Below are 26,924 nucleotides of genomic sequence, written 5' to 3'. Positions count from 1 at the left end.
GGTGGGCCCCTCGTCGTGCGCCCCCGTGCGCCCCGTGCGTCCCCGATACGAAAAAGCCGCCGGGCCGTCGGGAAGATCGCTCTTCCCGACGGCCCGGCGGCACGTTTCTGCTCAGGCCTGAAGCGGCTCAGGCCTCTTCGTGGGTGACCGCGCGACGCGCGTCCGCGTCCAGGACGCCCCAGCTGATCAGCTGCTCGGTGAGGACCGAGGGGGACTGGTCGTAGATCACCGCGAGGGTGCGCAGGTCGTCCTGGCGGATCGAGAGCACCTTGCCGTTGTAGTCACCGCGCTGGGACTGGATCGTCGCCGCGTAACGCTGCAGCGGGCCGGCCTTCTCCTGCGGGACGTGGGCCAGGCGCTCCAGGTCGAGGACCAGCTTCGGCGGCGGCTCGGCGGCGCCGCCGGGGGTCGTGCCCGGGAGCAGCTCCTGCACGGGCACGCCGTAGAAGTCCGCCAGCTCGGCGAGGCGCTGCACGGTCACGGCGCGGTCGCCGCGCTCGTAGGAGCCCACCACGACGGCCTTCCAGCGGCCCTGGGACTTCTCCTCGACACCGTGGAGGGAAAGGCCCTGCTGGGTGCGGATGGCCCGGAGCTTGGCCCCGAGCTGTTTGGCGTATTCGCTGGACATATAGCTCCCCGGACGCTGCATTCTGCGGCCTCGACCGCGTGCCTGTGACTCACTGTGAGATTACGCAGCGTTACTTGTCTGCGTCAAGCTGAACGGTCCGTACCGGCCTTCGGGCGCCCGTGAACTGCGGTGTTGCCGTTGCTGCTAAGCTGACTGGCGCAATCTCGACGTCCTTTAAGGTCCGTCCCGTGAGGCGGAGAAGGAGGTCCGTTTCGTATGGACACCAATAGCGGTTCCGAAGTCGCGCGGCCGGTTCTCGAAGGCCCCGACATCGCACGGGTGTTGACCCGTATCGCCCACGAAATCGTCGAACGCGCCAAGGGCGCCGACGATGTGGTGCTTCTCGGCATTCCGACCCGCGGCGTATTCCTCGCCCAGCGGCTCGCCGCCAAGCTCGCGGAGATCACCGGCTCCGAGATCCCGGTCGGCTCCCTCGACATCACCATGTACCGCGACGACCTGCGGATGCACCCGCCGCGCGCGCTCGCCCGTACGGAGATCCCCGCCGACGGCATCGACGGCCGCCTCGTCGTCCTCGTCGACGACGTGCTGTTCTCCGGCCGCACCATCCGCGCCGCGCTCGACGCCCTGAACGACATCGGCCGGCCGCGCGCCGTGCAGCTCGCCGTCCTCGTCGACCGCGGCCACCGCGAGCTGCCCATCCGCGCCGACTACGTCGGCAAGAACCTCCCCACGTCGCTGCGGGAGACGGTCAAGGTCCAGCTCGGCGAGGAGGACGGTCGCGACACCGTGCTGCTCGGCGAGAAGCGGACCGCTCCGGTCGGCGAGCAGTAGCCGGCACCCCGGATCCACCCGCGTGCGTCCGGTGTGCGCCGCTGCGCGCCCTCATGCCTGAAAAGTTCTGAACTCCCCTTTGGAGCCTGCCCGATGATGCGTCACCTCATCTCGGCCGCCGACCTCTCCCGCGACGACGCCGTCCTGATCCTCGACACCGCCGAGGAGATGGCCCGCGTCGCGGACCGGCCGATCAAGAAACTGCCCGCCCTGCGCGGACGTACCGTCGTGAACCTCTTCTTCGAGGACTCGACGCGCACCCGGATCTCCTTCGAGGCCGCCGAGAAGCGGCTCTCCGCGGATGTCATCAACTTCGCCGCCAAGGGATCGAGCGTGTCGAAGGGCGAGTCCCTCAAGGACACCGCCCAGACCCTCGAAGCCATGGGCGTCGACGCGGTCGTCATCCGGCACGGTGCCTCCGGCGCCCCGTACAACCTGGCGACCTCCGGCTGGATCGACGCCGCCGTGATCAACGCCGGTGACGGCACCCACCAGCACCCCACGCAGGCGCTGCTCGACGCGTTCACCATGCGCCGCCGACTGATCGGACCCGACGCCGGGCTCGGCCAGGACCTGGGTGGCAAGCGGATCACCATCGTCGGCGACGTCCTGCACAGCCGGGTCGCCCGCTCCAACGTCGACCTGCTGCACACGCTTGGCGCCGAGGTCACCCTCGTCGCGCCGCCCACCCTGGTCCCGGTCGGCGTGGAGAACTGGCCCTGCGAGGTGTCGTACAGCCTCGACCAGGTGCTCGCCAAGTCCGACGCCGTGATGATGCTGCGGGTGCAGCGGGAGCGGATGAACGCCGCGTTCTTCCCGACCGAGCGCGAGTACGCGCGGCGGTACGGGCTCGACGGCGAGCGGATGGCGAAGATGCCGGAGCACGCCATCGTGATGCACCCCGGCCCGATGGTCCGCGGCATGGAGATCACCGCCGAGGTCGCCGACTCCGAGCGCTGCACGGCCATCGAGCAGGTCGCAGGCGGCGTGCACACCCGTATGGCCGTCCTCTATCTGCTGCTCGGCGGCAACGAACCCGCCGGCGCCCCCGCCACCCGTACCGAGGAGAGCAAGTAATCATGAGCAAGATCCTTATCCGTGGTGCCCAGGTCCTCGGTGGCGAAGCGCAGGACGTCCTGATCGACGGCGAGACGATCGCCGCCGTCGGCACCGGCCTGAGCGCCGAGGGCGCGACCGTCGTCGAGGCCGAGGGCCAGGTCCTGCTTCCGGGTCTCGTCGATCTGCACACGCATCTGCGCGAGCCCGGCCGTGAGGACTCCGAGACCGTCCTGACCGGTACGAAGGCCGCCGCCCGCGGTGGCTGGACCGCCGTGCACGCGATGGCCAACACCTTCCCCGTCGCCGACACCGCAGGCGTCGTCGAGCAGGTCTGGCGGCTCGGCCGCGAGTCCGGCTACTGCGATGTGCAGCCGATCGGCGCCGTCACCGTGGGCCTGGAGGGCAAGCAGCTCGCCGAGCTCGGCGCCATGCACGACTCGGCCGCGGGCGTGAAGGTCTTCAGCGACGACGGCAAGTGCGTCGACGACGCCGTGATCATGCGCCGCGCCCTGGAGTACGTGAAGGCCTTCGACGGTGTCGTCGCGCAGCACGCCCAGGAGCCCCGGCTCACCGAGGGCGCCCAGATGAACGAGGGCACCGTCTCCGCCGAGTTGGGCCTCGGCGGCTGGCCCGCCGTCGCCGAGGAGTCGGTCATCGCCCGCGATGTCCTCCTCGCCGAGCACGTCGGCTCCCGCGTGCACATCTGCCACCTGTCGACCGCCGGTTCGGTCGAGATCGTGCGCTGGGCCAAGTCCCGCGGCATCGACGTCACCGCCGAGGTGACCCCGCACCACCTGCTCCTCACCGACGAGCTGGTGCGTACGTACAACCCGGTCTACAAGGTCAACCCGCCGCTGCGTACGGAGAAGGACGTCCTGGCGCTGCGCGAGGCGCTGGCCGACGGCACGATCGACATCGTCGCCACCGACCACGCCCCGCACCCGCGCGAGGACAAGGACTGCGAGTGGGCCGCCGCCGCCATGGGCATGGTCGGCCTGGAGACCGCGCTGTCCGTGGTCCAGCAGACGATGGTCGACACCGGTCTGCTCGACTGGGCGGGCGTCGCCGAGCGGATGTCCGTCAACCCGGCGAGGATCGGCCGCCTGGAGGGCCACGGGCGGCCCGTCTCGGCAGGCGAGCCCGCCAACCTCACCCTGGTCGATCCGGCATACCGTGGAGCGGTGGACCCCGCGGGCTTCGCCTCCCGCAGCCGCAACACCCCCTACGAGGGCCGCGAGCTGCCGGGTCGTGTCACCCACACCTTCCTGCGGGGCCGGGCCACGGTCATCGACGGGAAGCTGGCGTGAGCACACCTTGGATTTTCGCCGCCGAACAGAAATCGGCGGAAGTGACGGACTGGGCCGCGCGCATCGGCTGGCTCGTCGGACTCGCGCTCTTCGTGGCGCTCGTCTACTGGCTGATGCGCCAGGGCTGGAAGTGGCGCGGCACGCTCCAGGGCGATCTGCCCGAGCTCGCGGCCGTGCCGACCGAGCCCGGCCCCGCCAGACTTGAGCTGAGCGGCCGGTACCACGGCTCCACGACCGCCGGGCAGTGGCTCGACCGCATCGTGGCGCACGGACTCGGCACCCGCAGCCGGGTCGAGCTGACCCTGACGGACGCGGGACTGAGCGTCGTACGCCCCGGGGCCACCGACTTCCTCGTCCCGGCCGAGCAGCTGCGCGAGGCCCGGCTCGACAAGGGCATCGCGGGCAAGGTCCTCGCCGAGGGCGGCCTGCTCGTCGTGACCTGGGCGCACGGCGACAAGCTGCTCGACTCCGGCTTCCGCTCCGACCACGCCGCCGAGCACACGGCCTGGGTCGAGGCCATCAACTCCATGACCAGCACCACTACTACCGACACGGAAGGCGCCGCACGATGACGACCTCCACCCGGGGAGTAAAGACTCCCGCCGTACTCGTCCTGGAGGACGGCCGCATCTTCCGCGGCCGTGCCTACGGGGCCGTGGGGGAGACCTTCGGCGAGGCCGTGTTCTCCACCGGCATGACCGGCTACCAGGAGACGCTGACCGACCCCTCGTACCACCGCCAGGTCGTCGTGATGACCGCCCCGCACGTCGGCAACACCGGCGTCAACGACGAGGACCCCGAGTCCGGACGCATCTGGGTCTCCGGGTACGTGGTCCGCGACCCCGCCCGCGTGCACTCCAACTGGCGTGCGCAGCGCTCCCTCGACGAGGAGCTGCGCAGCCAGGGCGTCGTCGGCATCTCCGGCATCGACACCCGCGCGCTGACCCGGCACCTGCGGGAGCGCGGCGCCATGCGCGTCGGCATCTTCTCCGGCAACGCGCTTCCGGACGAGGGCACGATGCTCACCGAGGTCCGCCAGTCCTCGGAGATGAAGGGCGCGAACCTCTCCGCCGAGGTGGCCACCAAGGAGACGTACGTCGTCCCCGCGATCGGCCCCGACGGCGAAGCCGTCCCGGTCGGCACAGCGAAGTTCACCGTCGCCGCCGTGGACCTCGGCATCAAGGGCATGACCCCGCACCGCATGGCCGAGCGCGGCATCGAGGTGCACGTGCTGCCCGCGACCGCGACGGCCGAGGACGTGTACGCCGTGAACCCGGACGGAGTCTTCTTCTCCAACGGCCCCGGCGACCCGGCCACCGCCGACCACCCGGTCTCCGTCATGCAGGCCGTTCTCGAGCGCAAGACCCCGCTCTTCGGCATCTGCTTCGGCAACCAGATCCTGGGCCGCGCGCTCGGCTTCGGCACGTACAAGCTGAAGTACGGCCACCGCGGCATCAACCAGCCGGTGCAGGACCGCACCACCGGCAAGGTCGAGGTCACCGCGCACAACCACGGCTTCGCCGTCGACGCGCCCCTCGACAAGGTCAGCGAGACGCCGTACGGCCGTGCCGAGGTCTCCCACGTCTGCCTGAACGACCAGGTCGTCGAAGGTCTCCAGCTGCTCGACCAGCCGGCCTTCTCCGTCCAGTACCACCCCGAGGCGGCGGCCGGACCGCACGACGCCGCGTACCTCTTCGACCGCTTCGTGAACCTGATGGAGGCCGAGCGTGCCTAAGCGCACCGATATCCAGTCCGTCCTGGTCATCGGCTCTGGCCCGATCGTCATCGGCCAGGCCGCCGAGTTCGACTACTCCGGCACCCAGGCCTGCCGCATCCTCAAGGCCGAGGGCCTGCGGGTCATCCTGGTCAACTCCAACCCGGCGACGATCATGACCGACCCGGAGATCGCCGACGCCACGTACGTCGAGCCGATCACCCCCGAGTTCGTCGAGAAGATCATCGCCAAGGAGCGCCCGGACGCCCTGCTCCCGACCCTCGGCGGCCAGACCGCCCTGAACACCGCGATCTCGATGCACGAGGCCGGTGTCCTGGAGAAGTACGGCGTCGAACTGATCGGCGCCAACGTCGAGGCCATCAACAAGGGCGAGGACCGCGACCTCTTCAAGGGCGTCGTCGAGGAGGTCCGCAAGAAGATCGGGCACGGCGAGTCCGCCCGCTCGTACATCTGCCACTCCATGGACGACGTCCTCAAGGGTGTCGAGGAGCTCGGCGGCTACCCCGTCGTCGTCCGCCCCTCCTTCACCATGGGCGGCGCCGGCTCCGGCTTCGCGCACGACGAGGAGGAGCTGCGCCGCATCGCCGGACAGGGCCTCACGCTCTCCCCGACCACCGAGGTGCTCCTGGAGGAGTCCATCCTCGGCTGGAAGGAGTACGAGCTGGAGCTGATGCGCGACAAGAACGACAACGTCGTGGTCGTCTGCTCCATCGAGAACTTCGACCCGATGGGCGTGCACACCGGTGACTCGATCACCGTCGCGCCCGCGATGACGCTCACCGACCGCGAGTACCAGCGCCTGCGCGACGTCGGCATCGCGATCATCCGCGAGGTCGGCGTCGACACCGGCGGCTGCAACATCCAGTTCGCGATCAACCCCGAGGACGGTCGCGTGATCGTCATCGAGATGAACCCGCGTGTGTCGCGTTCGTCCGCGCTCGCATCCAAGGCCACCGGGTTCCCGATCGCGAAGATCGCGGCCAAGCTGGCCGTCGGCTACACGCTCGACGAGATCCCCAACGACATCACCGAGAAGACCCCGGCCTCCTTCGAGCCGACCCTCGACTACGTCGTCGTGAAGGCCCCGCGGTTCGCCTTCGAGAAGTTCCCGAGCGCCGACTCCACCCTCACCACGACCATGAAGTCGGTCGGCGAGGCCATGGCCATCGGCCGCAACTTCACCGAGGCGTTCCAGAAGGCGCTGCGCTCCCTGGAGAAGAAGGGCTCGCAGTTCACCTTCGTCGGCGAGGTCGGCGACAAGAAGGAGCTGCTCGAGGCTTCGGTCCGCCCGACCGACGGCCGGATCAACCTCGTCATGGACGCGATCCGCGCCGGTGCCACCCCCGAGGAGATCTTCTCGTACACGAAGATCGACCCCTGGTTCGTGGACCAGCTCTTCCTGATCAAGGAGGTCGCGGACGAGCTCGCCGAGGCCCCCGAGCTGACCAAGGACCTCATCGCCGAGGCCAAGCGGCACGGCTTCTCCGACCACCAGATCGGCGAGATCCGCGGCCTGCGCGAGGACGTCGTCCGCGAGGTCCGGCACGCCCTCGGCGTCCGCCCGGTCTACAAGACGGTCGACACCTGCGCCGCCGAGTTCGCCGCCAAGACCCCGTACTTCTACTCCTCGTACGACGAGGAGACCGAGGTCGCCCAGCGCGAGAAGCCCGCCGTGATCATCCTCGGCTCCGGCCCGAACCGCATCGGCCAGGGCATCGAGTTCGACTACTCCTGCGTCCACGCCTCCTTCGCGCTCAGCGAGGCGGGCTACGAGACCGTGATGGTCAACTGCAACCCCGAGACCGTCTCCACCGACTACGACACCTCGGACCGGCTCTACTTCGAGCCGCTCACGCTCGAGGACGTCCTGGAGATCGTGCACGCCGAGCAGCAGGCGGGCCCGCTCGCCGGTGTCGTCGTGCAGCTCGGCGGCCAGACCCCGCTCGGCCTCTCGCAGGCCCTGAAGGACAACGGCGTCCCGGTCGTCGGCACCTCGCCCGAGGCCATCCACGCCGCCGAGGACCGCGGCGCCTTCGGCCGCGTCCTCGCCGAGGCCGGCCTCCCGGCCCCGAAGCACGGCACCGCCACCACGTTCGCGGAGGCGAAGACGATCGCCGACGAGATCGGCTACCCGGTGCTCGTCCGCCCGTCGTACGTCCTCGGCGGCCGCGGCATGGAGATCGTGTACGACGAGGCCCGCCTCTCCGCGTACATCGAGGAGTCGACCGAGATCAGCCCCTCGCGGCCGGTCCTCGTCGACAAGTTCCTCGACGACGCCATCGAGATCGACGTGGACGCCCTGTACGACGGCGAGGAGCTCTACCTCGGCGGCGTCATGGAGCACATCGAGGAGGCCGGCATCCACTCCGGCGACTCGGCGTGCGCGCTGCCCCCGATCACCCTCGGCGGCTTCGACATCAAGCGGCTGCGGGCCTCGACCGAAGGCATCGCCAAGGGAGTCGGCGTACGCGGACTGATCAACATCCAGTTCGCGATGGCCGGGGACATCCTCTACGTCCTGGAGGCCAACCCGCGCGCCTCCCGCACCGTCCCCTTCACCTCGAAGGCGACCGCGGTGCCGCTCGCGAAGGCCGCCGCGCGCATCTCGCTCGGCGCCACCATCGCCGAGCTGCGCGCCGAGGGCCTGCTCCCGGCCGAGGGCGACGGCGGCACGCTCCCGATGGACGCGCCGATCTCCGTCAAGGAGGCCGTCATGCCGTGGTCCCGCTTCCGCGACATCCACGGCCGCGGCGTCGACACGGTCCTCGGCCCGGAGATGCGCTCCACCGGCGAGGTCATGGGCATCGACTCGGTCTTCGGCACGGCATACGCCAAGTCGCAGGCCGGTGCGTACGGGCCGCTGCCCACCAAGGGCCGCGCGTTCATCTCGGTGGCCAACCGCGACAAGCGCTCGATGATCTTCCCGGCGCGTGAACTCGTCGCCCACGGCTTCGAGTTGCTCGCCACGTCGGGTACGGCCGAGGTACTGAAGCGCAACGGCATCAACGCCACCGTCGTACGCAAGCAGTCCGAGGGCGAGGGCCCGAACGGCGAGAAGACCATCGTCCAGCTCATCCACGACGGCGCGGTCGACCTCATCGTCAACACCCCGTACGGCACCGGCGGCCGCCTCGACGGCTACGACATCCGTACGGCGGCCGTGGCCCGCAGCGTGCCGTGCCTGACGACGGTGCAGGCGCTCGCCGCCGCCGTCCAGGGCATCGACGCGCTCAACCACGGTGACGTGGGCGTGCGTTCACTGCAGGAACACGCCGAGCACCTGACCGCGGCCCGCGACTAGCGATCGGGGAGGGGGACACCGGAAACGGTGTCCCCCTCTTCGTGAGCTGGACGAGCTTCATGAGTTCCCCGAGGACACCCTTCATGTACAAGTTCTTCTTCCACCTGGTCTTCCAGCGGATGGACCCGGAGCAGGCGCACCACCTGGCCTTCCGCTGGATCCGCCTCGCCGCCCGCGTCCCGGTGCTCCGTACGTTCGTGGCCGCGGCCCTGGCCCCGCGCTTCAAGGAGCTGCGCACCGAGGCCCTCGGCCTGCGCATGCACGGGCCCTTCGGCCTCGCCGCCGGCTTCGACAAGAACGCCGTCGCGATCGACGGCATGGCGATGCTCGGCTTCGACCACGTCGAGATCGGCACCGTCACCGGCGAGCCGCAGCCCGGCAACCCCAAGAAGCGCCTGTTCCGGCTCGTCCCGGACCGCGCCCTGATCAACCGCATGGGCTTCAACAACGACGGCTCGGCGGCCGTCGCCGACCGCCTCCACGCGCGCGTGCCCGTCTTCAAGCCCGTCGTGGGCGTGAACATCGGCAAGACCAAGGTCGTCCCCGAGGAGGAGGCGGCCGCCGACTACGTGAAGTCCACCGTGCGCCTCGCCCGGCACGCGGACTACTTGGTCGTGAACGTCTCCTCGCCCAACACCCCCGGCCTGCGCAACCTCCAGGCCACCGAGTCCCTGCGCCCGCTCCTGGTGGCCGTACGCGAAGCCGCCGACCGCACGGTCACCGGCCGCCGCGTCCCGCTGCTCGTCAAGATCGCCCCGGACCTGCCGGACGAGGACGTAGACGCGGTCGCCGACCTCGCCGTGGAGCTCGGCCTCGACGGGATCATCGCCACCAACACGACCATCGGGCGCGAGGGCCTCACGTCCGACCCCGCTCTGTGCCAGGAGACCGGCGGCCTCTCGGGGGCGCCGCTGAAGGAACGCTCCCTCGAAGTCCTGCGCCGCCTCTACGCGCGCGTGGGGGACCGGATCACGCTCGTCGGCGTCGGCGGCATCGAGAACGCCGAGGACGCCTGGCAGCGCATCCTCGCCGGAGCCACCCTCGTCCAGGGCTACAGCGCCTTCATCTACGAGGGCCCGTTCTGGATGCGCGCGTTGCACAAGGGCCTCGCCGCCCGCCTGAACACCAGCCCGTACGCCACGCTCGCCGATGCCGTCGGCGCCGACGTGAGGAAGTCCGCATGACGACCTGCGAGCCCTTCGGCGCCCGCCTCCGCCGCGCCATGGACGAGCGCGGCCCGCTCTGCGTCGGCATCGACCCGCACGCCGCGCTGCTCGACTCCTGGGGCCTGCCCGACTCGGTCGACGGCCTGGAGCGGTTCTCCCGCACCGTCGTCGAGGCGCTCGGCGCAAGCGTCGCCGTGTTCAAGCCGCAGTCGGCGTTCTTCGAGCGCTTCGGCTCGCGCGGCGTCGCCGTACTGGAACAGACCGTGGCCGACGTCCGCGCGGCCGGCGGCCTGGTCGTCATGGACGCCAAGCGCGGCGACATCGGCTCCACCATGGCGGCGTACGCGGAGACCTTCCTGCGCAAGGACTCCCCGCTGTTCTCGGACGCCCTGACCGTCTCCCCGTACCTCGGCTACGGCTCCCTCAAGCCCGCCGTGGACCTCGCGCGTATGAGCGGCGCCGGACTCTTCGTGCTCGCGCTCACCTCCAACCCGGAGGGCGCCGAGGTCCAGCACGCGGTACGGGCCGACGGACGGAACGTCGGCGCGACCATCCTCGCGCACCTCGCCGAGGAGAACGCGGGCGCCGAGCCCCTCGGCTCCTTCGGCGCGGTCGTGGGCGCGACGCTCGGCGACCTCTCCTCGTACGACCTCGCGGTGAACGGTCCGCTGCTCGCCCCCGGCATCGGGGCGCAGGGCGCGACCCCGGCGGACCTTCCGGCGGTCTTCGGCGCGGCCGTGCGCAACGTCGTGCCGAACGTCAGCCGCGGCGTGCTGCGGCACGGGCCCGACGCGGGCGCCCTGCGCGAGGCGGCGGAGCGCTTCGCGGACGAGGTGCGGGCGGCCGTCGCGTAGCGGGCTCGGCGGTCGATCACCGGTCGATCACCGGTCGATCACCGGGCGGGCTCCACGGCGGAAGCCCGCCCGATGACTTTTGTCGCGACAACCAGCCGTCTCCGACCTCAATTCCGGTGCAATATGCCGGAAATGTATAGTTCAGCGGAGGCTGACCAGGACTTTTCCGCTGTTCTCGCTGACTCCGGCGGTCCTGGCCGCTAGTCTCCGTCGAGAGTGGACGGGCAAGCGTTGCTCGTTGCTCCCCTGGTGTGGGGCGACTAGGTTCCTCACCGGTCCGTATCCGACAGATCGACAACCGAGGTGACGTAGGCGTGGCTCTTCCGCCCCTTACCCCTGAACAGCGCGCAGCCGCGCTCGAAAAGGCCGCCGCGGCTCGCCGGGAGCGGGCCGAGGTCAAGAATCGACTCAAGCACTCCGGCGCCTCCCTCCACGAGGTCATCAAGCAGGGCCAGGAGAACGACGTCATCGGCAAGATGAAGGTCTCCGCCCTCCTCGAGTCGCTCCCCGGCGTGGGCAAGGTCCGCGCCAAGCAGATCATGGAGCGCCTCGGCATCTCCGAGAGCCGTCGGGTGCGCGGCCTCGGCTCCAACCAGATCGCGTCCCTGGAGCGTGAGTTCGGCGGCACCGCCGCCTGACGGTCTCAGGCACTCCTGAGAACCTGGATAATCGCTGCATGGCTGCAACATCCCGGGGGGCGACCCCCGTACCCCCGGATTCACGTCCGCGACTGACCGTGCTCTCCGGCCCCTCGGGGGTCGGCAAGAGCACGGTCGTCGCTCATATGCGCAAGGAACACCCCGAGGTCTGGCTCTCGGTGTCCGCCACGACCCGCAAGCCGCGCCCCGGGGAGAAGCACGGCGTGCAGTACTTCTTCGTCACCGACGAAGAGATGGACAAGCTGATCGCCAACGGCGAGCTGCTCGAGTGGGCCGAGTTCGCGGGCAACCGCTACGGCACCCCCCGGGCCGCCGTGCTCGAACGCCTGGAGGCGGGCGAGCCCGTACTCCTCGAGATCGACCTGCAGGGCGCCCGCCTGGTCCGCGAGTCGATGTCCGAGGCCCAGCTGGTCTTCCTCGCGCCGCCCAGCTGGGAGGAGCTGGTCCGCCGGCTCACCGGCCGGGGCACGGAGGCACCCGAGGTCATCGAGCGCAGGCTGGAGGCCGCACGCGTGGAGCTCGCGGCCGAGTCCGAGTTCGATACGACCCTTGTCAACACCTCCGTCGAGGACGTGGCCCGTGAGCTGCTAGCCTTGGTGAACGTTGTGTGATCAGGCGTTGTCTGATCTTTTTCCATTCTTCGGAAGGTAGAGCGTGTCCTCTTCCATCACCGCGCCCGAGGGCATCATCAACCCGCCGATCGACGAGCTCCTCGAGGCCACCGACTCGAAGTACAGCCTCGTGATCTACGCGGCCAAGCGCGCGCGCCAGATCAACGCGTACTACTCGCAGCTCGGCGAGGGTCTCCTCGAGTACGTCGGTCCGCTGGTGGACACCCACGTCCACGAGAAGCCGCTCTCGATCGCCCTGCGCGAGATCAACGCGGGTCTGCTGACCTCCGAGGCCATCGAGGGCCCGGCTCAGTAAGCGCGGCTTTCTCACCGGCGCAGAATTCGTAGGCGCAGGTTTTTCACCACAGGCCCGGCAGCGCGACTGCCGGGCCTGTGGTGTGTCATGGATACGAACCGCATCGCGAATGGGGAGTGGGCAGTGGACAAGCCGAAGGTCGTCCTGGGGGTCAGCGGAGGCATCGCCGCGTACAAGGCCTGTGAGCTGCTGCGTCGGCTGACGGAGTCCGGTCATGACGTACGGGTCGTGCCGACCGGGTCCGCCCTGCACTTCGTCGGCGCCGCCACCTGGTCCGCGCTCTCCGGGCACCCGGTCTCCACCGAGGTCTGGTCCGACGTCCACGAGGTCCCGCACGTCCGCATCGGGCAGCAGGCCGACCTCGTGGTCGTCGCGCCCGCCACCGCGGACATGCTCGCCAAGGCGGCCCACGGCCTCGCCGACGACCTGCTGACCAACACGCTCCTCACGGCCCGCTGCCCGGTCGTCTTCGCGCCCGCCATGCACACCGAGATGTGGGAGCACCCGGCCACGCAGGAGAACGTCGCCACGCTGCGCCGCCGCGGCGCCGTCGTCATCGAGCCCGCCGTCGGCCGCCTCACCGGAGTCGACACCGGCAAGGGCCGCCTCCCCGAGCCCGGCGAGATCTACGAGGTCTGCCGACACGTCTTGAAGCGGCACAGCCTGGCCCGGGGCACCGCCGAGGCCGACCTCATCGGACGCCACGTCGTGGTCAGCGCGGGCGGCACGCGTGAACCCCTCGACCCCGTGCGGTACTTGGGCAACCGCTCCTCCGGCAAGCAGGGGTACGCGCTCGCCCGCACCGCGGCCGCGCGGGGTGCGCGGGTCACGCTGATCGCCGCCAACGCCCAGCTGCCCGACCCGGCCGGGGTGGACGTCGTGCACGTGGGCACCGCCGTACAGCTGCGTGAGGCCGTGCTGAAGGCGGCGCCGGAGGCCGATGCCGTGGTCATGGCCGCGGCCGTGGCCGACTTCCGGCCCGCGACGTACGCCGCTGGGAAGATCAAGAAGAGGGACGGGCAGGAGCCCGAGCCGATCGCGCTCGTGCGCAACCCCGACATCCTCGCCGAGATCGCGGGGGACCGGGCGCGGGCGGACCAGGTGATCGTCGGCTTCGCTGCCGAGACCGACGACGTCCTCGCCAACGGCCGCGCCAAGCTCGAACGCAAGGGCTGCGACCTGCTCGTCGTCAACGAGGTCGGCGAGCGCAAGACCTTCGGCGCGGAGGAGAACGAAGCCGTCGTCCTGGGGGCCGACGGCAGCGAGACCCAGGTGCCGCACGGGCCGAAGGAAGCCCTTGCTGACACACTCTGGGATCTTGTCGTGCATCGACTCGGCTGAGCCGCGAAAGTATGTGACGTTCGCTCCACCAGGTGTCCCGAATCCTGAGAATTCGGGCATGGGCCCCCTGGTGGAGACCTATCGTCGTACCGCAGAATGCAGTGCCGCAGGTCACTGGACTCCCACGAAGCGAGACACGTGGTCCAGTGGCCGGAGGCGACCGATAAACTGGTGGCGGACCACCGCCGGGCGCAGCTCCCGGCAGGTCCGTCAATGATCAGCCAGCAGCCGCTGCAACCCCAGGGAGCGTTGTGTCCCGTCGTCTGTTCACCTCGGAGTCCGTGACCGAGGGCCACCCCGACAAGATCGCTGACCAGATCAGCGACACCATTCTCGACGCCCTTCTGCGCGAGGACCCGACGTCCCGGGTCGCCGTGGAGACGTTGATCACCACCGGCCAGGTCCACGTGGCCGGCGAGGTCACGACCAAGGCGTACGCGCCGATCGCCCAGTTGGTGCGCGAGAAGATCCTCGAGATCGGCTACGACTCGTCCAAGAAGGGCTTCGACGGCGCTTCCTGCGGCGTCTCCGTCTCCATCGGCGCCCAGTCCCCGGACATCGCGCAGGGCGTCGACACGGCGTACGAGAAGCGCGTCGAGGGCGATGAGGACGAGCTCGACAAGCAGGGCGCGGGCGACCAGGGCCTGATGTTCGGGTACGCCTCGGACGAGACCCCCGAGCTGATGCCGCTCCCGGTCCACCTGGCGCACCGCCTGTCCAAGCGCCTCTCCGAGGTCCGCAAGAACGGCACCATCCCGTACCTGCGCCCCGACGGAAAGACCCAGGTCACCATCGAGTACGACGGCGAGAAGGCCGTCCGCCTCGACACCGTGGTCGTCTCCTCGCAGCACGCCAGCGACATCGACCTGGACTCGCTGCTCGCGCCCGACATCCGCGAGTTCGTCGTCGAGCCCGAGCTGAAGGCGCTCGTCGAGGACGGCATCAAGCTGGACACCGACGGCTACCGCCTCCTGGTCAACCCCACCGGCCGCTTCGAGATCGGCGGCCCGATGGGCGACGCGGGCCTGACCGGCCGCAAGATCATCATCGACACCTACGGCGGCATGGCCCGCCACGGCGGCGGCGCCTTCTCCGGCAAGGACCCGTCCAAGGTGGACCGCTCGGCCGCGTACGCGATGCGCTGGGTCGCCAAGAACGTCGTCGCCGCGGGCCTCGCCTCCCGCTGCGAGGTCCAGGTCGCGTACGCGATCGGCAAGGCCGAGCCGGTCGGCCTCTTCGTCGAGACCTTCGGCACCGCCACAGTCGACGTGGAGAAGATCGAGCAGGCCATCCAGGCGGTCTTCGACCTCCGCCCGGCCGCGATCATCCGCGACCTCGACCTGCTCCGCCCGATCTACGCGCAGACGGCCGCCTACGGCCACTTCGGCCGCGCACTCCCCGACTTCACCTGGGAGAAGACGGACCGCGTGGACGCGCTGCGGAAGGCTGTGGGGCTGTAGGCCCACGGTTCCGGTTTCGGTTCCGGCCGGTTCCGCTTGACGCTTGAGGCCCGGCTCCCCTTGGGGAGCCGGGCCTCAGCGTTGCTTCCGGTCCGTCCTCGTGGGGCATCGGAAGCCGGCTCGGGTGTCAGTGGGTTCTGATAGGAATTTGGCTGTGAGCAGCAGGGATGAGTCGTCGGGGCAGGGTGGCGCGGAGGACGCGGTGCCCGAGCAGCTTGCGCTCATTCGGGAGAGTGTGCGCCAGGCCAAGGTGCCCCGGGCCAAGCCGCGGACCTGGCGGGGGGCCGCGCTCGCCAAGGAGCTGCCGGTGGCGCGGGTCCTCGTGGACAAGGGCGTGCTGCATCTCGATCGCTACTTCGACTACGCCGTGCCGGAGGAGCTGGACGCCGAGGCGCAGCCGGGGGTGCGCGTGCGGGTGCGGTTCGGGGCCGGCCGGGGGAGCGTGCACGGGGGGCGCCGGGAGGGCGGCGGACTGATCAGCGGCTTCGTCGTCGAGCGGCTGGCCGAGTCGGACTACGCGGGCCCGCTGGCCGCGCTGGCCCAAGTGGTCTCGCCCGAGCGGGTGTTGAGCCCGGAGCTGCTCGCCTTGGCGCGGGCGGTGGCCGATCGGTACGCGGGGAGCCTCGCCGATGTGCTGCAGCTGGCGATCCCGCCGCGCAACGGCAGAGCGGAGCAGAAGCCCTCGCCGGAGCCGCTGCCCCCGCCACCTTGTCCGGAGCCGGGCTCATGGGTGCGGTATGGGCGGGGGCCCGCCTTCCTGCAGGCCCTGGCCGAAGGAGACGCGCCCCGAGCCGTGTGGAACGCGCTGCCCGGGCCCGAGTGGGCCGAGGAGCTGGCGCGCGCCGTCGCCGCCACGCTCGCCTCGGGCCGCGGCGCCCTCGTCGTCGTACCGGACGGGCGGATCGCGGCGCGGGTCGACACGGCCCTGACCGAACTGCTCGGCGCGGGGCGGCATGCCCTGCTGACCGCGGACGCCGGGCCGGAGAAGCGGTACCGCGAGTGGCTGGCCGTACGACGCGGATCGGTGCGGGCCGTCGTCGGCACCCGGGCGGCCATGTTCGCGCCCGTGCAGAACCTCGGCCTCGTCGCCATCTGGGACGACGGGGACGGCAGCCACAGCGAGCAGCACGCCCCGCAGCCGCACGCCCGTGACGTCCTGCTGTTGCGCGCCGCCCACGAGAAGTGCGGCTTTCTCCTTGCCAGTTGGAGCTGTACGGTCGAGGCCGCCCAGCTCGTCGAGAGCGGCTGGGCGCTGCCCCTTGCCGCCGACCGCGAGCAGGTGCGGGCCACGGCTCCCCTGGTGCGTACGGTCGGGGACGGGGACCTGGCGCGGGACGAGGCCGCGCGCGCCGCCCGCCTGCCCACGCTCGCCTGGCAGGCCGTGCGGGAGGGGCTCAAGCACGGGCCGGTCCTTGTGCAGGTGCCCCGGCGGGGGTACGTACCGAGGCTCGCCTGCGAGCGTTGCCGTGAACCCGCCCGCTGCCGGCACTGCGCGGGTCCGCTGGAGGCGCAGGACGCCGGGCCGCTGCACTGCGGCTGGTGCGGACAGGGCGAGAGCGACTGGCACTGTGCGGCCTGCGGCGGCTTCCGGCTGCGCGCGCAGATCGTGGGCGCGCGGCGCACGGCCGAGGAGCTGGGGCGCGCCTTCCCCGCGGTGCCGGTGCGGACCTCCGGGCGGGACCAGGTGCTCGACACCGTGCCGGACTCACCCGCCCTCGTCGTGTCGACGCCGGGCGCCGAACCGGTCGCCGAAGGGGGGTACGCGGCGGCGCTGCTGCTCGACGGCTGGGCCATGCTCGGCCGACCCGACTTGCGGGCCGGGGAAGAGGCGCTGCGTCGCTGGGTGGGCGCGTCCGCGCTGGTGCGTCCGCAGACCGCCGGTGGCACGGTCGTCGTCGTGGCCGAACCGACGCTGCGGCCCGTGCAGGCCCTGGTGCGCTGGGACCCCACCGGGCACGCCGTGCGCGAGCTGGCCGAGCGGGCCGAGCTGGGGTTTCCTCCGGTGTCCCGGATGGCGGCGGTGTCGGGGCCGTTCGGGGCCGTCGAGGAGTTCCTGCGGGCCGCTCAACTCCCCTCGGACGCCGAGGTGTTGGGGCCGGTGCCGCTCCCGGTGACGGACCCCGGCCGACCTAGACGGCCGGGTGGACCGCCGCCCGGAGAGCAGTGGGAGCGGGCCCTCGTTCGTGTACCGCCCGGCTCCGGCTCCGCCCTCGCCGCCGCACTCAAGACCGCCCAGGCGGCCCGGCTCGCGAAGTCGGGGCGCGGCGAGGCGGAGACGGTGCGGATTCGGGTGGACCCACCGGATATCGGGTGAGGGTCGGACGACGCTGGACATCGGGGGTGAGGGTCGGACGACGCTGGACATCGGGGGTGAGGGTCGGACGACGCCGGGCATCGGGGGTGAGGGTCGTGCGACGCCCGACATCGGGTGAGGGCCGTACCAGGCCGGGAATCGAGGGTGAGGGCCGTACGACGGGTGTCGCGTCCGGCGCGTGGTTCGTCCGGCTGTAGTGGGTGCGTGCGTGGTTCGTACGGCTGTAGTGGGTGGCGTGCGTGGTTCGTACGGCTGTAGCGGGTGGCGCGTGTGGTTCGTACGGCCGGAACGGGTGCCGGTTCGTACGACATTGCCTGCGCGCAGGGAAATGCCCCCGCCGCGTTGCAGGGCGGCGGGGGCACGGAAGGGGGCGCGAGCCCCTTGCAGCAGCGTCGGCGTTACTGCTGCTCGGGGGCTCGCGCGGGATCAGCCGTTGCGCGGGCCGGGGAACGCTCCGGGGCGCGCCTCGTCGCGCAGGCTCGGGCTGCCGGCGGTCGGCTGCGTCGGCATCGAACGGGCCGCGGGCACCTGCGGCAGCGGGCCCGGTGGCGGCGCCGTCACCGTGCGGCCGGCCGCCGAGGTCGCAGCGGACGCGGAGTCCGTCGCCCGCTCCGCCTCCGCCGCGGCCTGGGCGGTGGCGCGCCGCGCGCCGTACCTGCGGTGCACCGCCTGCTTGGTGACGCCGAGCGCCGAACCCACCGCGTCCCAGGAGAAACCCAGGGAGCGGTCGAAGTCCACGGCCGCCGTGACCAGGGTCTCGACGCTGTCGCGCAGCTCCTGGGCGAGACGGACGGTGGGCGCGGGCGCCCGCCCGTACACGACGAAGCCCGTGGAGGGTCCGGACCGGCGCGGACGGTAGACGTTCCCCAACTGGGCGGTGAGGGTGCGCAGCGCGTCCACCTGCCTGCGGACCCGTTCGATGTCCCGCACCAGCAGATGCAGGCTGGCCCGTGCCTGGGCGTCGTGGGTTGCGTGGTCGGCCATGAACAAGCCTCTCGAACCGGCGTTGAAAAGGATCGGGCCGCATGTGCGGCCCGTGTGATCGACGCGAAGTGGTCAACTCTCTCTTGACCAACGCGCCACCCGTCGATGTGGTCACGGTGCGGGGGCGTATGCGCATATGCGCGGGGCGCGCGGCCGGTCGTACGCCCCTCGATCCCTTGCCGGGAGCCGTCCCGATCCCCGCAGGGAGCCGTCCAGGGCGTGGCCCGGCCCGCTCAGCTCGCCGCCGGGCGACCGGACTTGGGCAGCCACATAGACTGGTGTGCTGCTCGTCATGTACCCCGCCCGAGAGGCAGTCGCCCACCGATGAAGCTGGTCTTCGCAGGCACCCCCGAGGTCGCCGTTCCCGCCCTGGACGCCCTGATCGCCTCCGACCGGCACGAGGTCGCCGCGGTCGTCACCCGACCCGACGCCCCCGCCGGGCGTGGCCGCAGGCTCGTCGCCAGCCCCGTCGCGCAGCGCGCCGAGGAGGCCGGGATCGAGGTGCTCAAGCCGCGCAAGCCACGCGACGAGGACTTCCTCGCGCGGCTGCGGGAGATCGGGCCGGACTGCTGCCCGGTCGTCGCGTACGGGGCGCTGCTGCCGCGGGTCGCGCTCGACGTGCCCGCGCACGGCTGGGTCAACCTGCACTTCTCGCTGCTGCCCGCCTGGCGCGGCGCGGCTCCCGTGCAGCACTCGATCATGGCGGGGGACGAGATCACGGGGGCGTCCACCTTCCTGATCGAGGAGGGCCTCGACGCCGGTCCGGTGTACGGGACGGTCACCGAGCAGGTGCGGTCCACCGACACCAGCGGCGACCTGCTGACCCGGCTCGCGTTCGCGGGGGCGGGGCTGCTCGCCGCGACGATGGACGGCGTCGAGGACGGCACCCTCAAGGCCGTACCGCAGCCCGCCGACGGCATCACGCTCGCGCCGAAGATCACCGTCGAGGACGCCGAGATCGACTGGGCCGCGCCGGCGCTGCGCATCGACCGGGTGGTGCGCGGCTGCACGCCCGCGCCGGGTGCGTGGACGACGTTCCGCGGGGAGCGCCTGAAGCTGGTGTCGGTGCAGCCCGCCGTGGACCGTGACGATCTGGCGCGGGGCGCGCTGGACGCGGGCAAGAACAATGTGTACGTGGGTACGGGTTCGCACGCCGTCGAGCTGCTGTGGGTGCAGCCGCAGGGGAAGAAGCCGATGCGGGGGGCGGATTGGGCACGAGGTGTGCGGATCTCCTCCGGAGAGGTGCTGGGGTAGTAGGGGCCGCCGACTTTCCGGGCTCGGCTCGGCTCGGGCTCGGCTCGGCTCGGGTTCCGGGGCTGCCCGGGCCCGTCGATTTCCGCCCGCGGGCGCTCTGGGGTCGCCGTCCTTGTCGGCCTCCGGCCTCGTCCTCAAGCGCCGGATGGGCTGGATCATCGGCCTCCGGCCTTGTCCTCAAGCGCCGGATGGGCTGGATCATCGGCCTCCGGCCTTGTCCTCAAGCGCCGGATGGGCTGGATCACCGGCCTCCGGCCTTGTCCTCAAGCGCCGGACGGGCTGGATCACCGGCCTCCGGCCTTGTCCTCAAGCGCCGGACGGGCTGGATCACCGGCCTCCGGCCTCGTCGTCAAGCGCCGGACGGGCTGGATGATCGGCGTCGTCCTCTGGCGACGGACGGGCTGGATCGTCGGCGTCGTCCTCTGGCGCCGGGTGGGCCGGATGATCGGCCTCGTTCCGTGCCGCGCCGGCCACGTCCCTTACGCTGGAATCGCACCTCATCCAGGATCCGGAGCACCTTTTTCGTGAACGAGCAGCACCGTAGTCGTCCCCGTAAGCCCGCCAAGCCGTACCGGCGTCCCAAGAAGGACCCCGTGCGGATCCTCGCCTTTGAGGCGCTGCGGGCGGTGGATGAGCGGGATGCGTACGCGAATCTCGTGCTGCCCCCGCTGCTGCGCAAGGCGCGGGAGAAAGAGGGGCCGGAGAACTTCGACGGGCGGGACGCGGCGCTCGCGACCGAGCTGGTCTACGGGACGCTGCGCCGGCAGGGCACGTACGACGCGATCATCGCGGCCTGTGTCGACCGGCCGCTGCGCGAGGTCGACCCGCCGGTCCTGGACGTACTGAGCCTGGGCGCGCACCAGTTGCTCGGCACCCGGATCCCCACGCACGCCGCCGTGTCCGCGAGCGTCGAGCTGGCCCGGGTCGTGCTCGGCGACGGGCGGGCGAAGTTCGTGAACGCCGTCCTGCGGAAGATCGCCGCCGACGACCTGGACGGCTGGCTGGAGCGGGTCGCGCCGCCCTACGACGAGGACCCCGAGGACCACCTGTCGGTCGTGCACTCGCACCCGCGCTGGGTCGTCTCCGCGCTGTGGGACTCGCTGGGCGGCGGCCGCGCCGGGATCGAGGACCTCCTTGAGGCCGACAACGAGCGGCCGGAGGTCACGCTCGTCGCACGGCCCGGCCGGATCACCGCCGACGAACTGCTCGACGGGCTCGGCGAGGAGTCCGCGCTGCCCGGCCGCTGGTCGCCGTACGCGGTGCGGCTCACCGAAGGCGGCGAGCCGGGTGCGCTCGACGCGGTGCGCGAGGGGCGGGCCGGTGTGCAGGACGAGGGCAGTCAGCTGGTGGCGCTCGCGCTGGCGAACGCGCCGCTCGACGGCGACGATCGGCGCTGGCTGGACGGCTGCGCGGGCCCCGGTGGGAAGGCCGCGATGCTCGCGGGGCTCGCCTCGCAGCGCGGTGCGACGCTGCTCGCCTCGGAGAAGCAGCCGCACCGGGCCAAGCTGGTCGAGCGTGCGCTTGAGGGGAACCCCGGCCCGTACCAAGTGATCGCCGCCGACGGCACCCGGCCGCCGTGGCTGCCCGGCTCGTTCGACCGCGTCCTGATGGACGTGCCCTGCACCGGTCTCGGCGCCCTCCGCCGCCGTCCGGAGGCACGCTGGCGCCGTCGGCCCGAGGACCTGGACGGCTTCGCGCCGCTCCAACGCGCCCTGCTCCAGGAGGCGTTGAAGGCGGTACGCGTCGGAGGGGTCGTCGGATACGCGACCTGCTCGCCGCACCTCGCGGAGACTCGCGCCGTGGTCGACGACGTCCTGAAGCGGCAGGGCGGCGCCGAACTCATCGACGCCCGCCCGCTGCTGCCCGACGTCCCGGCCCTCGGCGACGGCCCCGACATCCAGCTCTGGCCGCACCTGCACGGCACCGACGCCATGTACCTGGCGCTGGTGCGGCGCACGGCCTAGCTGTAGGTCTACTGGCCCTGGTGGGGGCTGGGCCGGCCTCGGGGTCTACTGGCCCTGGTAGGGCGGCTGTTGACCGTACGGGTTCGGGGCCTGCGGGTTCTGTCCGTACGGTCCGGGCGCCTGCCCCTGCGGGGTCTGCGGGTTCTGCGTGTACGGCCCCGGCGCCGGAGCCTGCCCGGGCGCCGCCGGGTACGGCGGCTGTCCCATCGGCGCCTGCCCGGGCTGCGCCTGCTGCATCGGCGCCTGCCCGCCGGGCATCGCCGGGTAGTGCTGCTGGTGCGGGGGCTGGGCGGCCTGGCCCATCTGCGGGCCCGGGGTCCAGCCGGGCTGCACCGCGGGTGGCGTCGCCTGCCTGCGATTGCGGAGGGCGATCGCCCATACAACGCCCGCCCCAAGTACGGCCAGCGTGAAGGCCACGACCACGATCAGGATGCCCAGCATCCGCACACCACCTCTTCCGGAACCGAGGCCGGTGCCCATGCAGCGCTGCCGACCCGCAGCGACCCTACAAGGAATGCCTCAACTGCCCCGGCGGCGGCCTCTTCCCAGGAGCCGATGCACAGTACACCGACAGCAATCCGCGCTGGGCATGGCAGGCTTGGGGGCATGGCAGCTCAGATCAATCCCAGCATCCTGTCCGCGGACTTCGCCCGCCTCGCCGAAGAGGCCGAGGCCGTTCGCGGGGCCGACTGGCTTCACGTCGACGTGATGGACAACCACTTCGTGCCGAACCTGACGCTCGGCGTGCCGATCGTGGAGTCGCTGAGCAAGGCCACGAGCACACCGCTCGACTGCCACCTGATGATCGAGGACCCGGACCGCTGGGCCCCGCAGTACGTGGAGGCCGGGGCCGGGTCGGTGACCTTCCATGTCGAGGCCGCCGCCGCGCCCGTGCGGCTCGCTCGGGAGATCCGGGCCAAGGGCGCCCGTGCCTCCATGGCGCTGAAGCCCGCGACGCCGATCGAGCCGTACGAGGATCTGCTGCCCGAGCTGGACATGCTGCTGATCATGACCGTGGAGCCCGGCTTCGGAGGCCAGGCCTTCCTTGACATCATGCTGCCGAAGATCCGCAGGACCCGTGAGCTGATCTCCAAGCACGGCCTCGAACTCTGGCTGCAGGTCGACGGCGGTGTCTCGGAGTCGACGATCGAGCGCTGCGCGGAAGCGGGCGCCGATGTCTTCGTGGCCGGCTCCGCCGTGTACGGCAAGGAGGATCCGGCCGCCGCCGTGCGGGCCCTGCGCGCGAAGGCCGAGGACGCGTCCGCGTCCGCGGCCTGGGCCTGCGCCCACTGACCCGCCAGGAGAGACCGACGAGTGACCGACTCGGCGACCTGTGTGCCACCGGCAGATGAACGGCGACCGGCAGGACTGATCAAGTGTCGCCGCATCTGCAAGGATGAGCGGAAGCCGATGAGTGAACTTGTGAACGCAGTCGTGTGGAACAACAGCATGTGAGCAGCAGACTGGGTACGGAGGCCGGGCGACCGGCCGGGACCGTACGCGGCAGAGCTTGTGAACAGCAGTGAGGAGAGCGCCGTGACTGGCATGTCAGCGGGGAGGCCGGCCCTGCGGATGGGACCCGCTGAGCTGGTGCAGGCGGCGGCCATGGCCCGCCGCTTCTATCTCGAGGGCAAGTCCAAGATCCAGATCGCGGAGGAGTTCGGCGTCAGCCGCTTCAAGGTCGCGAGGGTCCTGGAGACCGCCCTTGAGCGGGATCTCGTACGGATCGAGATCCGCGTACCCGCCGAATTGGACGCCGAGCGCTCCGACCGGCTGCGGGCCCGTTACGGCCTGCGCCACGCGGTCGTCGTGGAGTCCCCGGCGCAGGCCGTCGAGGAGTCGCCCGACCCGGAGAACCTCGGCGAGGTCGCCGCCGACCTGCTGGGTGAGCTGGTCGCCGAGGGAGATGTGCTCGGCCTCGCCTGGGGCCGGTCCACCATCCACATGGCGGCCGCCCTCGACCGGCTGCCGCCGTGCACGGTGGTGCAGCTGACCGGGGTGTACGACGCGGGCACCGCCGAGCGCGGCTCCGTGGAGGCGGTCCGCCGCGCCGCGCAGGTCTCCGGCGGCGAGGCACACCCGATCTACGCGCCGATGCTGCTGCCGGACTCGGCGACCGCGGCCGCGCTGCGCAACCAGACCGGGATCGCCCGCGCCTTCGAGTACTTCGACAAGGTCACCGTCGCCGCGGTGTCCATCGGCTCCTGGGAGCCCGGCATCTCGACCGTGCACGACATGCTCACCGACGAGGAGCGCGCGCACTACGCCTCGCTCGGCGTCGCCGCCGAGATGTCCGCGCACCTCTTCGACGCCGAGGGGCGCCGCGTCGGGCGTGACCTGGGCGAGCGCTGCATCACCGTCGAGGCCGACCGGCTGCGGCGTATCCCCGAGGTCGTGGCGATCGCGGGCGGGCAGCGCAAGGCCGCGGCGATCGACGCGGTGCTGCGTTCCGGCCTGGTGACCAGCCTGGTCACCGACACGGCGGCCGCGGACCAGCTCCTGGAGGCGGGCCCGGCCCCGCGTCCGGCCCTGGACCGCGCCGACCCCGACGGTTCCTGACCCACCGACCCCGACGGTTCCTGACCCGGCGGCGCCCGCGCGGAGGCCCGCAGCCCACGCCAGGTCAACAGGAACCTTTGCCCGTACGAGGCCCCCGGGCGGCCCCGTACGACCGCTCAACCGGCTCGCGCGGCGCGCTCTCGCCGTGCGGGCCGTAGACGCGGTGGGCGTTCTCCGTGCCGATCAGCCGTGCCACTCGGTCCGCGTCCGCGCGCGACCAGGCGCCCGCCGCCACCCAGCCCTCCGTCAGGGTGTCGAGCGCCTCGCGGAAGAGGTGGGCGCCCACCACGTACAGCTCGGGCAGTCCGTAGGCGTCCGTCGAGAACAGGAGCTTGCCGAACGGGGTGAGCTCGAGGAGCTCGGCGAGTACGGCGGCCGCGCGCGTGCCGGTGTACGTGAGGGAGAGGCCGACGTCCGCGTACACATGCGGGTGGACGTGCGCCAGGTACCCGGCGGCGCGGTGGAACGGATAGCCGTGCAGCAGGGCGACCGCGCAGCCGGTGGGGCGCAGGGCGTGCAGCAGGTCGCTCAGGAGCAGCGGGTCGGCGTCCTGGAGGCGCAGGTCGGGGTCGCCGAAGCCGGTGTGCAGCTGGAGCGGCAGGCCGGTGCGTGCGGCCGACCAGATCAGCAGGCGGTGCAGCGTCGGGTCGGTGAGCCGGGTGCCCGGGGTGCGCCCGTCGAGCCAGGCCGCGGCCGCCCGCAGCGCCTGGTCACGGCCCGGCTCGGCGGGGTCGAGGCGCAGGCCGTAGCGGTACGCGGCGATCGACTTGAAGCCCGCGGCCGTGGCCGACGCCGTACGGATGGCGTCGTCGAGTGCGGGCAGGAAGCCCTCGGCGTCCTCGGACGCGTCCGCCACCCGCTCCGCGAGGGTCTCCAGGCGGACGATCTCGCGGGCCGTGCCGCCGCCGAGGGCCGCGAGCTCCGCCGGTCCCGTCAGGTCACCCGGCAGGCCGGTGTCGACAAGGAACTCCCCGATCCCGGCGGCCCGCACCAGCCGCTCCCCGACCTCCCGCACCCCGAGCTCCCGGCGCCGGGTGAGGTACTCCTCGGGCGGGCAGTGCGCGGGCAGGTCGAGCAGCGGCGGGCACAACCTCCGTACGGCGAAACCGAGTTGGGTGTCGAAGAACGTCGTGCCCGGCGGAGCGGGGACGTCGGACTCGGTGAGCAGCGACTCGAAGGCGGGACGGTCGGCGGGGGAGCGGAGGACGCCGTGGCAGTGGTGGTCGACCAGCGGGAGCGGCTCGTCCGGCATCAGTAGCGTTCCCTGGTCGCGGCGGCCAGCTCCTCCGGCGAGTGCGCGGCGAACAGCTCGGCCTCCGCAGCGCGTACCGCCGCGAACGCCTCGAACAGCTCGTCCCCCATCGCCTCGCGCAACGCCGCCGAGCGCAGGAAGAGGTCGAGGGACTGCGGCACGGAGGCGGGCAGACGCGGCTGGTCCTGGTGCACCGGGTCGCCCGCGACCGGCTCCGGCAGCGCGGCGCCCGAGTCCAGGGCGGCCAGGCCCGCGGCGAGCACCGAGCCGACCACGAGGTACGGATTGGCCGCCGGATCGAAGCACTTGACCTCGGCGTTCGCGGCGGCCGGGTCGTCCGGGGCGCCCGTGATGAAACGGAGCGCCGCCTCCCGGTTCTCCAGACCCCAGCACTGGAACGGACCGGCCCAGCGCGAGGGTTGCAGGCGGAGGTGGCTCGCGGGGGAGGGGGCCCCGACGGCGAGGAGTGCGGGCAGGGCGGTGAGAATCCCGGCGAGGAAGGACTCCGCCCGCCCGGTCATGCCGAATGGGCCGTCGCCGCCCGCGCACAGATTCCGCTCGCCCTCCCACAGGCTGAGGTGCAGATGCCGCCCGTTGCCCACGGTGCCGGGCGTCACGGCAGGGCCGAACGCGGGCGTCAGACCGTGCGCCAGGGACACCGCGCGCACCGTCTCCCGCACCAGGACCGCCTCGTCCGCCGCGCCCACCGGGTCGGTCGGCGCCACGGACACCTCGAACTGGCCCGGCGCGTACTCGGGATGGAGCTGAGTCACCTCCAGGCCCTGCGCGGCGAGCGCGGTCAGCAGGTCGTCGGCGTACGCGGACAGCTCCACGATGCGCGTCATCCCGTACGCGGGTCCTGTCGCGGCCGGGGTGCCGTCCCGGGTGACCACCCACTCCGTCTCGAAGCCCATCCGCAGGCGCAGTCCGCGCTCGGCGGCCCGGTCGGCCATGCGGCGGGCGAAGTGGCGCTGGCAGCCCGGGTAGCGGCCGCCCCGCTGGTCGAAGCGGTCGACGGGTGCCCAGGCCCAGCCGGGCTGTGCCGCGAGAGCGGTGAGCCGGTCGAGGTCGGGGACGAGGCGCAGGTCGCCGTCGGGGCCTCCGGTGTGCCGGCTGGAGGTCAGGGAGTCGTCGATCAGATAGATGTCGAAGACGGGTGACATGCCGACGCCCCGCTCGGCGGCGTCCGCGAGCCGGGCTAGGGGGACGGTCTTGACGCGGGTGAGGCCCGCGTTGTCGACCCAGGTCAGGGCCACGCCGTGGACCCCCTGGGCGGTGAGCCGGGTGACCAGCGGGTCGGTGGAGGTGTGGTGTTCGTGGGTCTCCGGTGAGCTGTCCATGGGTTACGCGGTACCCAGCTCCGGG

General features: G+C 71.7%; 23 protein-coding genes. 18 read left to right on the top strand and 5 right to left on the bottom strand.

Annotated features, from left to right (window positions below; genetic code table 11):
- Positions 1-127 precede the first annotated feature (127 nt).
- Positions 128-628 carry a transcriptional regulator BldD gene (bldD, locus tag QIT00_RS16785; protein WP_282512924.1) on the bottom strand — a complete coding sequence of 167 codons (501 nt, stop codon included), beginning with the start codon at positions 626-628 and terminating at the stop codon, positions 128-130.
- A 216-nt stretch (positions 629-844) separates the two neighbouring features.
- Between bldD and pyrR the strand changes: the two genes are divergently transcribed.
- From pyrR to QIT00_RS16715, 14 genes are all read left to right on the top strand, one after another.
- On the top strand, positions 845-1,423 hold the full coding sequence (gene pyrR, locus QIT00_RS16780; protein ID WP_282536081.1) for a bifunctional pyr operon transcriptional regulator/uracil phosphoribosyltransferase PyrR: 579 nt from the start codon (positions 845-847) through the stop codon (positions 1,421-1,423).
- Positions 1,424-1,516: 93 nt separating this feature from the next.
- Complete coding sequence (locus QIT00_RS16775; RefSeq protein ID WP_282536080.1) at positions 1,517-2,500, top strand: aspartate carbamoyltransferase catalytic subunit; 984 nt, start codon at positions 1,517-1,519, stop codon at positions 2,498-2,500.
- 2 nt (positions 2,501-2,502) lie between these two features.
- Positions 2,503-3,789, top strand: coding sequence for a dihydroorotase (locus QIT00_RS16770; RefSeq protein WP_282536079.1), 1,287 nt, complete (start codon positions 2,503-2,505; stop codon positions 3,787-3,789).
- Positions 3,786-4,361, top strand: a complete 576-nt coding sequence (locus QIT00_RS16765) for a PH-like domain-containing protein (protein ID WP_282536078.1) — start codon at positions 3,786-3,788, stop codon at positions 4,359-4,361. The genes QIT00_RS16770 and QIT00_RS16765 overlap by 4 nt, the downstream gene beginning before the upstream one ends.
- Positions 4,358-5,524, top strand: a complete 1,167-nt coding sequence (gene carA / locus QIT00_RS16760) for a glutamine-hydrolyzing carbamoyl-phosphate synthase small subunit (protein WP_282536077.1) — start codon at positions 4,358-4,360, stop codon at positions 5,522-5,524. The genes QIT00_RS16765 and carA overlap by 4 nt, the downstream gene beginning before the upstream one ends.
- Positions 5,517-8,825 carry a carbamoyl-phosphate synthase large subunit gene (carB, locus tag QIT00_RS16755; RefSeq protein ID WP_282536076.1) on the top strand — a complete coding sequence of 1,103 codons (3,309 nt, stop codon included), beginning with the start codon at positions 5,517-5,519 and terminating at the stop codon, positions 8,823-8,825. The genes carA and carB overlap by 8 nt, the downstream gene beginning before the upstream one ends.
- 83 nt (positions 8,826-8,908) lie before the next feature.
- On the top strand, positions 8,909-10,009 hold the full coding sequence (locus QIT00_RS16750; RefSeq protein WP_282536075.1) for a quinone-dependent dihydroorotate dehydrogenase: 1,101 nt from the start codon (positions 8,909-8,911) through the stop codon (positions 10,007-10,009).
- Positions 10,006-10,845, top strand: coding sequence for an orotidine-5'-phosphate decarboxylase (pyrF, locus tag QIT00_RS16745; RefSeq protein ID WP_282536074.1), 840 nt, complete (start codon positions 10,006-10,008; stop codon positions 10,843-10,845). The genes QIT00_RS16750 and pyrF overlap by 4 nt, the downstream gene beginning before the upstream one ends.
- A 314-nt stretch (positions 10,846-11,159) precedes the next feature.
- Positions 11,160-11,483: an integration host factor gene (locus tag QIT00_RS16740; RefSeq protein ID WP_031515413.1), complete on the top strand. Its 324-nt coding sequence runs from the start codon at positions 11,160-11,162 to the stop codon at positions 11,481-11,483.
- A 38-nt stretch (positions 11,484-11,521) separates the two neighbouring features.
- Positions 11,522-12,115: a guanylate kinase gene (gmk, locus tag QIT00_RS16735; RefSeq protein WP_282536073.1), complete on the top strand. Its 594-nt coding sequence runs from the start codon at positions 11,522-11,524 to the stop codon at positions 12,113-12,115.
- A 43-nt stretch (positions 12,116-12,158) separates the two neighbouring features.
- Positions 12,159-12,431 carry a DNA-directed RNA polymerase subunit omega gene (rpoZ, locus tag QIT00_RS16730; protein ID WP_005319902.1) on the top strand — a complete coding sequence of 91 codons (273 nt, stop codon included), beginning with the start codon at positions 12,159-12,161 and terminating at the stop codon, positions 12,429-12,431.
- A gap of 123 nt (positions 12,432-12,554) precedes the next feature.
- On the top strand, positions 12,555-13,772 hold the full coding sequence (coaBC, locus tag QIT00_RS16725; protein ID WP_282536072.1) for a bifunctional phosphopantothenoylcysteine decarboxylase/phosphopantothenate--cysteine ligase CoaBC: 1,218 nt from the start codon (positions 12,555-12,557) through the stop codon (positions 13,770-13,772).
- 251 nt (positions 13,773-14,023) lie between these two features.
- The gene (gene metK, locus QIT00_RS16720) at positions 14,024-15,232 is read left to right on the top strand and encodes a methionine adenosyltransferase (protein ID WP_282536071.1); all 1,209 of its coding nucleotides are present in this window, start codon (positions 14,024-14,026) and stop codon (positions 15,230-15,232) included.
- A 154-nt stretch (positions 15,233-15,386) separates the two neighbouring features.
- Positions 15,387-17,546, top strand: a complete 2,160-nt coding sequence (locus tag QIT00_RS16715; RefSeq protein WP_282536070.1) for a primosomal protein N' — start codon at positions 15,387-15,389, stop codon at positions 17,544-17,546.
- Between the two features lie 426 nt (positions 17,547-17,972).
- Here the strand turns inward: QIT00_RS16715 and QIT00_RS16710 are convergent, their stop codons facing one another.
- Positions 17,973-18,530, bottom strand: coding sequence for a hypothetical protein (locus QIT00_RS16710; RefSeq protein WP_282536069.1), 558 nt, complete (start codon positions 18,528-18,530; stop codon positions 17,973-17,975).
- 324 nt (positions 18,531-18,854) lie between these two features.
- Between QIT00_RS16710 and fmt the strand changes: the two genes are divergently transcribed.
- Both fmt and QIT00_RS16700 read left to right on the top strand, forming a co-directional pair.
- Entirely contained in the window at positions 18,855-19,784 is a 930-nt protein-coding gene (gene fmt / locus QIT00_RS16705; RefSeq protein WP_282536068.1) for a methionyl-tRNA formyltransferase, read from the top strand.
- Between the two features lie 524 nt (positions 19,785-20,308).
- A complete protein-coding gene (locus tag QIT00_RS16700) occupies positions 20,309-21,748 on the top strand; it encodes an RsmB/NOP family class I SAM-dependent RNA methyltransferase (RefSeq protein ID WP_282536067.1) in 1,440 nt (479 codons plus the stop codon).
- 45 nt (positions 21,749-21,793) lie between these two features.
- On the opposite strand, the gene QIT00_RS16695 is transcribed toward QIT00_RS16700, so the two are convergent.
- Entirely contained in the window at positions 21,794-22,189 is a 396-nt protein-coding gene (locus QIT00_RS16695; RefSeq protein WP_282536066.1) for a hypothetical protein, read from the bottom strand.
- 165 nt (positions 22,190-22,354) lie between these two features.
- On the opposite strand from QIT00_RS16695, the gene rpe reads away from it, so the two are divergent.
- Both rpe and QIT00_RS16685 read left to right on the top strand, forming a co-directional pair.
- Positions 22,355-23,041 carry a ribulose-phosphate 3-epimerase gene (gene rpe / locus QIT00_RS16690; protein ID WP_282536065.1) on the top strand — a complete coding sequence of 229 codons (687 nt, stop codon included), beginning with the start codon at positions 22,355-22,357 and terminating at the stop codon, positions 23,039-23,041.
- A gap of 219 nt (positions 23,042-23,260) precedes the next feature.
- Complete coding sequence (locus tag QIT00_RS16685) at positions 23,261-24,307, top strand: sugar-binding transcriptional regulator (protein WP_282536064.1); 1,047 nt, start codon at positions 23,261-23,263, stop codon at positions 24,305-24,307.
- Positions 24,308-24,371: 64 nt separating this feature from the next.
- On the opposite strand, the gene QIT00_RS16680 is transcribed toward QIT00_RS16685, so the two are convergent.
- Both QIT00_RS16680 and QIT00_RS16675 read right to left on the bottom strand, forming a co-directional pair.
- Positions 24,372-25,559 (bottom strand): amidohydrolase family protein, encoded by a 1,188-nt coding sequence (locus QIT00_RS16680; RefSeq protein ID WP_282536063.1) that lies wholly within the window; start codon positions 25,557-25,559, stop codon positions 24,372-24,374.
- Entirely contained in the window at positions 25,559-26,899 is a 1,341-nt protein-coding gene (locus tag QIT00_RS16675; RefSeq protein WP_282536062.1) for a type I glutamate--ammonia ligase, read from the bottom strand. The genes QIT00_RS16680 and QIT00_RS16675 overlap by 1 nt, the downstream gene beginning before the upstream one ends.
- Between the last annotated feature and the right edge of the window lie 25 nt (positions 26,900-26,924).

The organism is Streptomyces luteolus (genome assembly GCF_029968015.1).
Classification (GTDB): domain Bacteria; phylum Actinomycetota; class Actinomycetes; order Streptomycetales; family Streptomycetaceae; genus Streptomyces; species Streptomyces luteolus.
The sequence above is the reverse complement of the archived record's forward strand: the minus strand, read 5'-3'. Positions and strand labels throughout refer to the sequence as shown.

Coding starts and splice junctions, on each gene's coding strand:
- bldD (WP_282512924.1), bottom strand. CDS start 628: ATGTCCAGCGAATACGCCAAACAGCTCGGGGCCAAGCTCCGGGCCATC.
- pyrR (WP_282536081.1), top strand. CDS start 845: ATGGACACCAATAGCGGTTCCGAAGTCGCGCGGCCGGTTCTCGAAGGC.
- QIT00_RS16775 (WP_282536080.1), top strand. CDS start 1,517: ATGATGCGTCACCTCATCTCGGCCGCCGACCTCTCCCGCGACGACGCC.
- QIT00_RS16770 (WP_282536079.1), top strand. CDS start 2,503: ATGAGCAAGATCCTTATCCGTGGTGCCCAGGTCCTCGGTGGCGAAGCG.
- carA (WP_282536077.1), top strand. CDS start 4,358: ATGACGACCTCCACCCGGGGAGTAAAGACTCCCGCCGTACTCGTCCTG.
- QIT00_RS16750 (WP_282536075.1), top strand. CDS start 8,909: ATGTACAAGTTCTTCTTCCACCTGGTCTTCCAGCGGATGGACCCGGAG.
- pyrF (WP_282536074.1), top strand. CDS start 10,006: ATGACGACCTGCGAGCCCTTCGGCGCCCGCCTCCGCCGCGCCATGGAC.
- gmk (WP_282536073.1), top strand. CDS start 11,522: ATGGCTGCAACATCCCGGGGGGCGACCCCCGTACCCCCGGATTCACGT.
- QIT00_RS16710 (WP_282536069.1), bottom strand. CDS start 18,530: ATGGCCGACCACGCAACCCACGACGCCCAGGCACGGGCCAGCCTGCAT.
- fmt (WP_282536068.1), top strand. CDS start 18,855: ATGAAGCTGGTCTTCGCAGGCACCCCCGAGGTCGCCGTTCCCGCCCTG.
- QIT00_RS16695 (WP_282536066.1), bottom strand. CDS start 22,189: ATGCTGGGCATCCTGATCGTGGTCGTGGCCTTCACGCTGGCCGTACTT.
- rpe (WP_282536065.1), top strand. CDS start 22,355: ATGGCAGCTCAGATCAATCCCAGCATCCTGTCCGCGGACTTCGCCCGC.
- QIT00_RS16680 (WP_282536063.1), bottom strand. CDS start 25,559: ATGCCGGACGAGCCGCTCCCGCTGGTCGACCACCACTGCCACGGCGTC.
- QIT00_RS16675 (WP_282536062.1), bottom strand. CDS start 26,899: ATGGACAGCTCACCGGAGACCCACGAACACCACACCTCCACCGACCCG.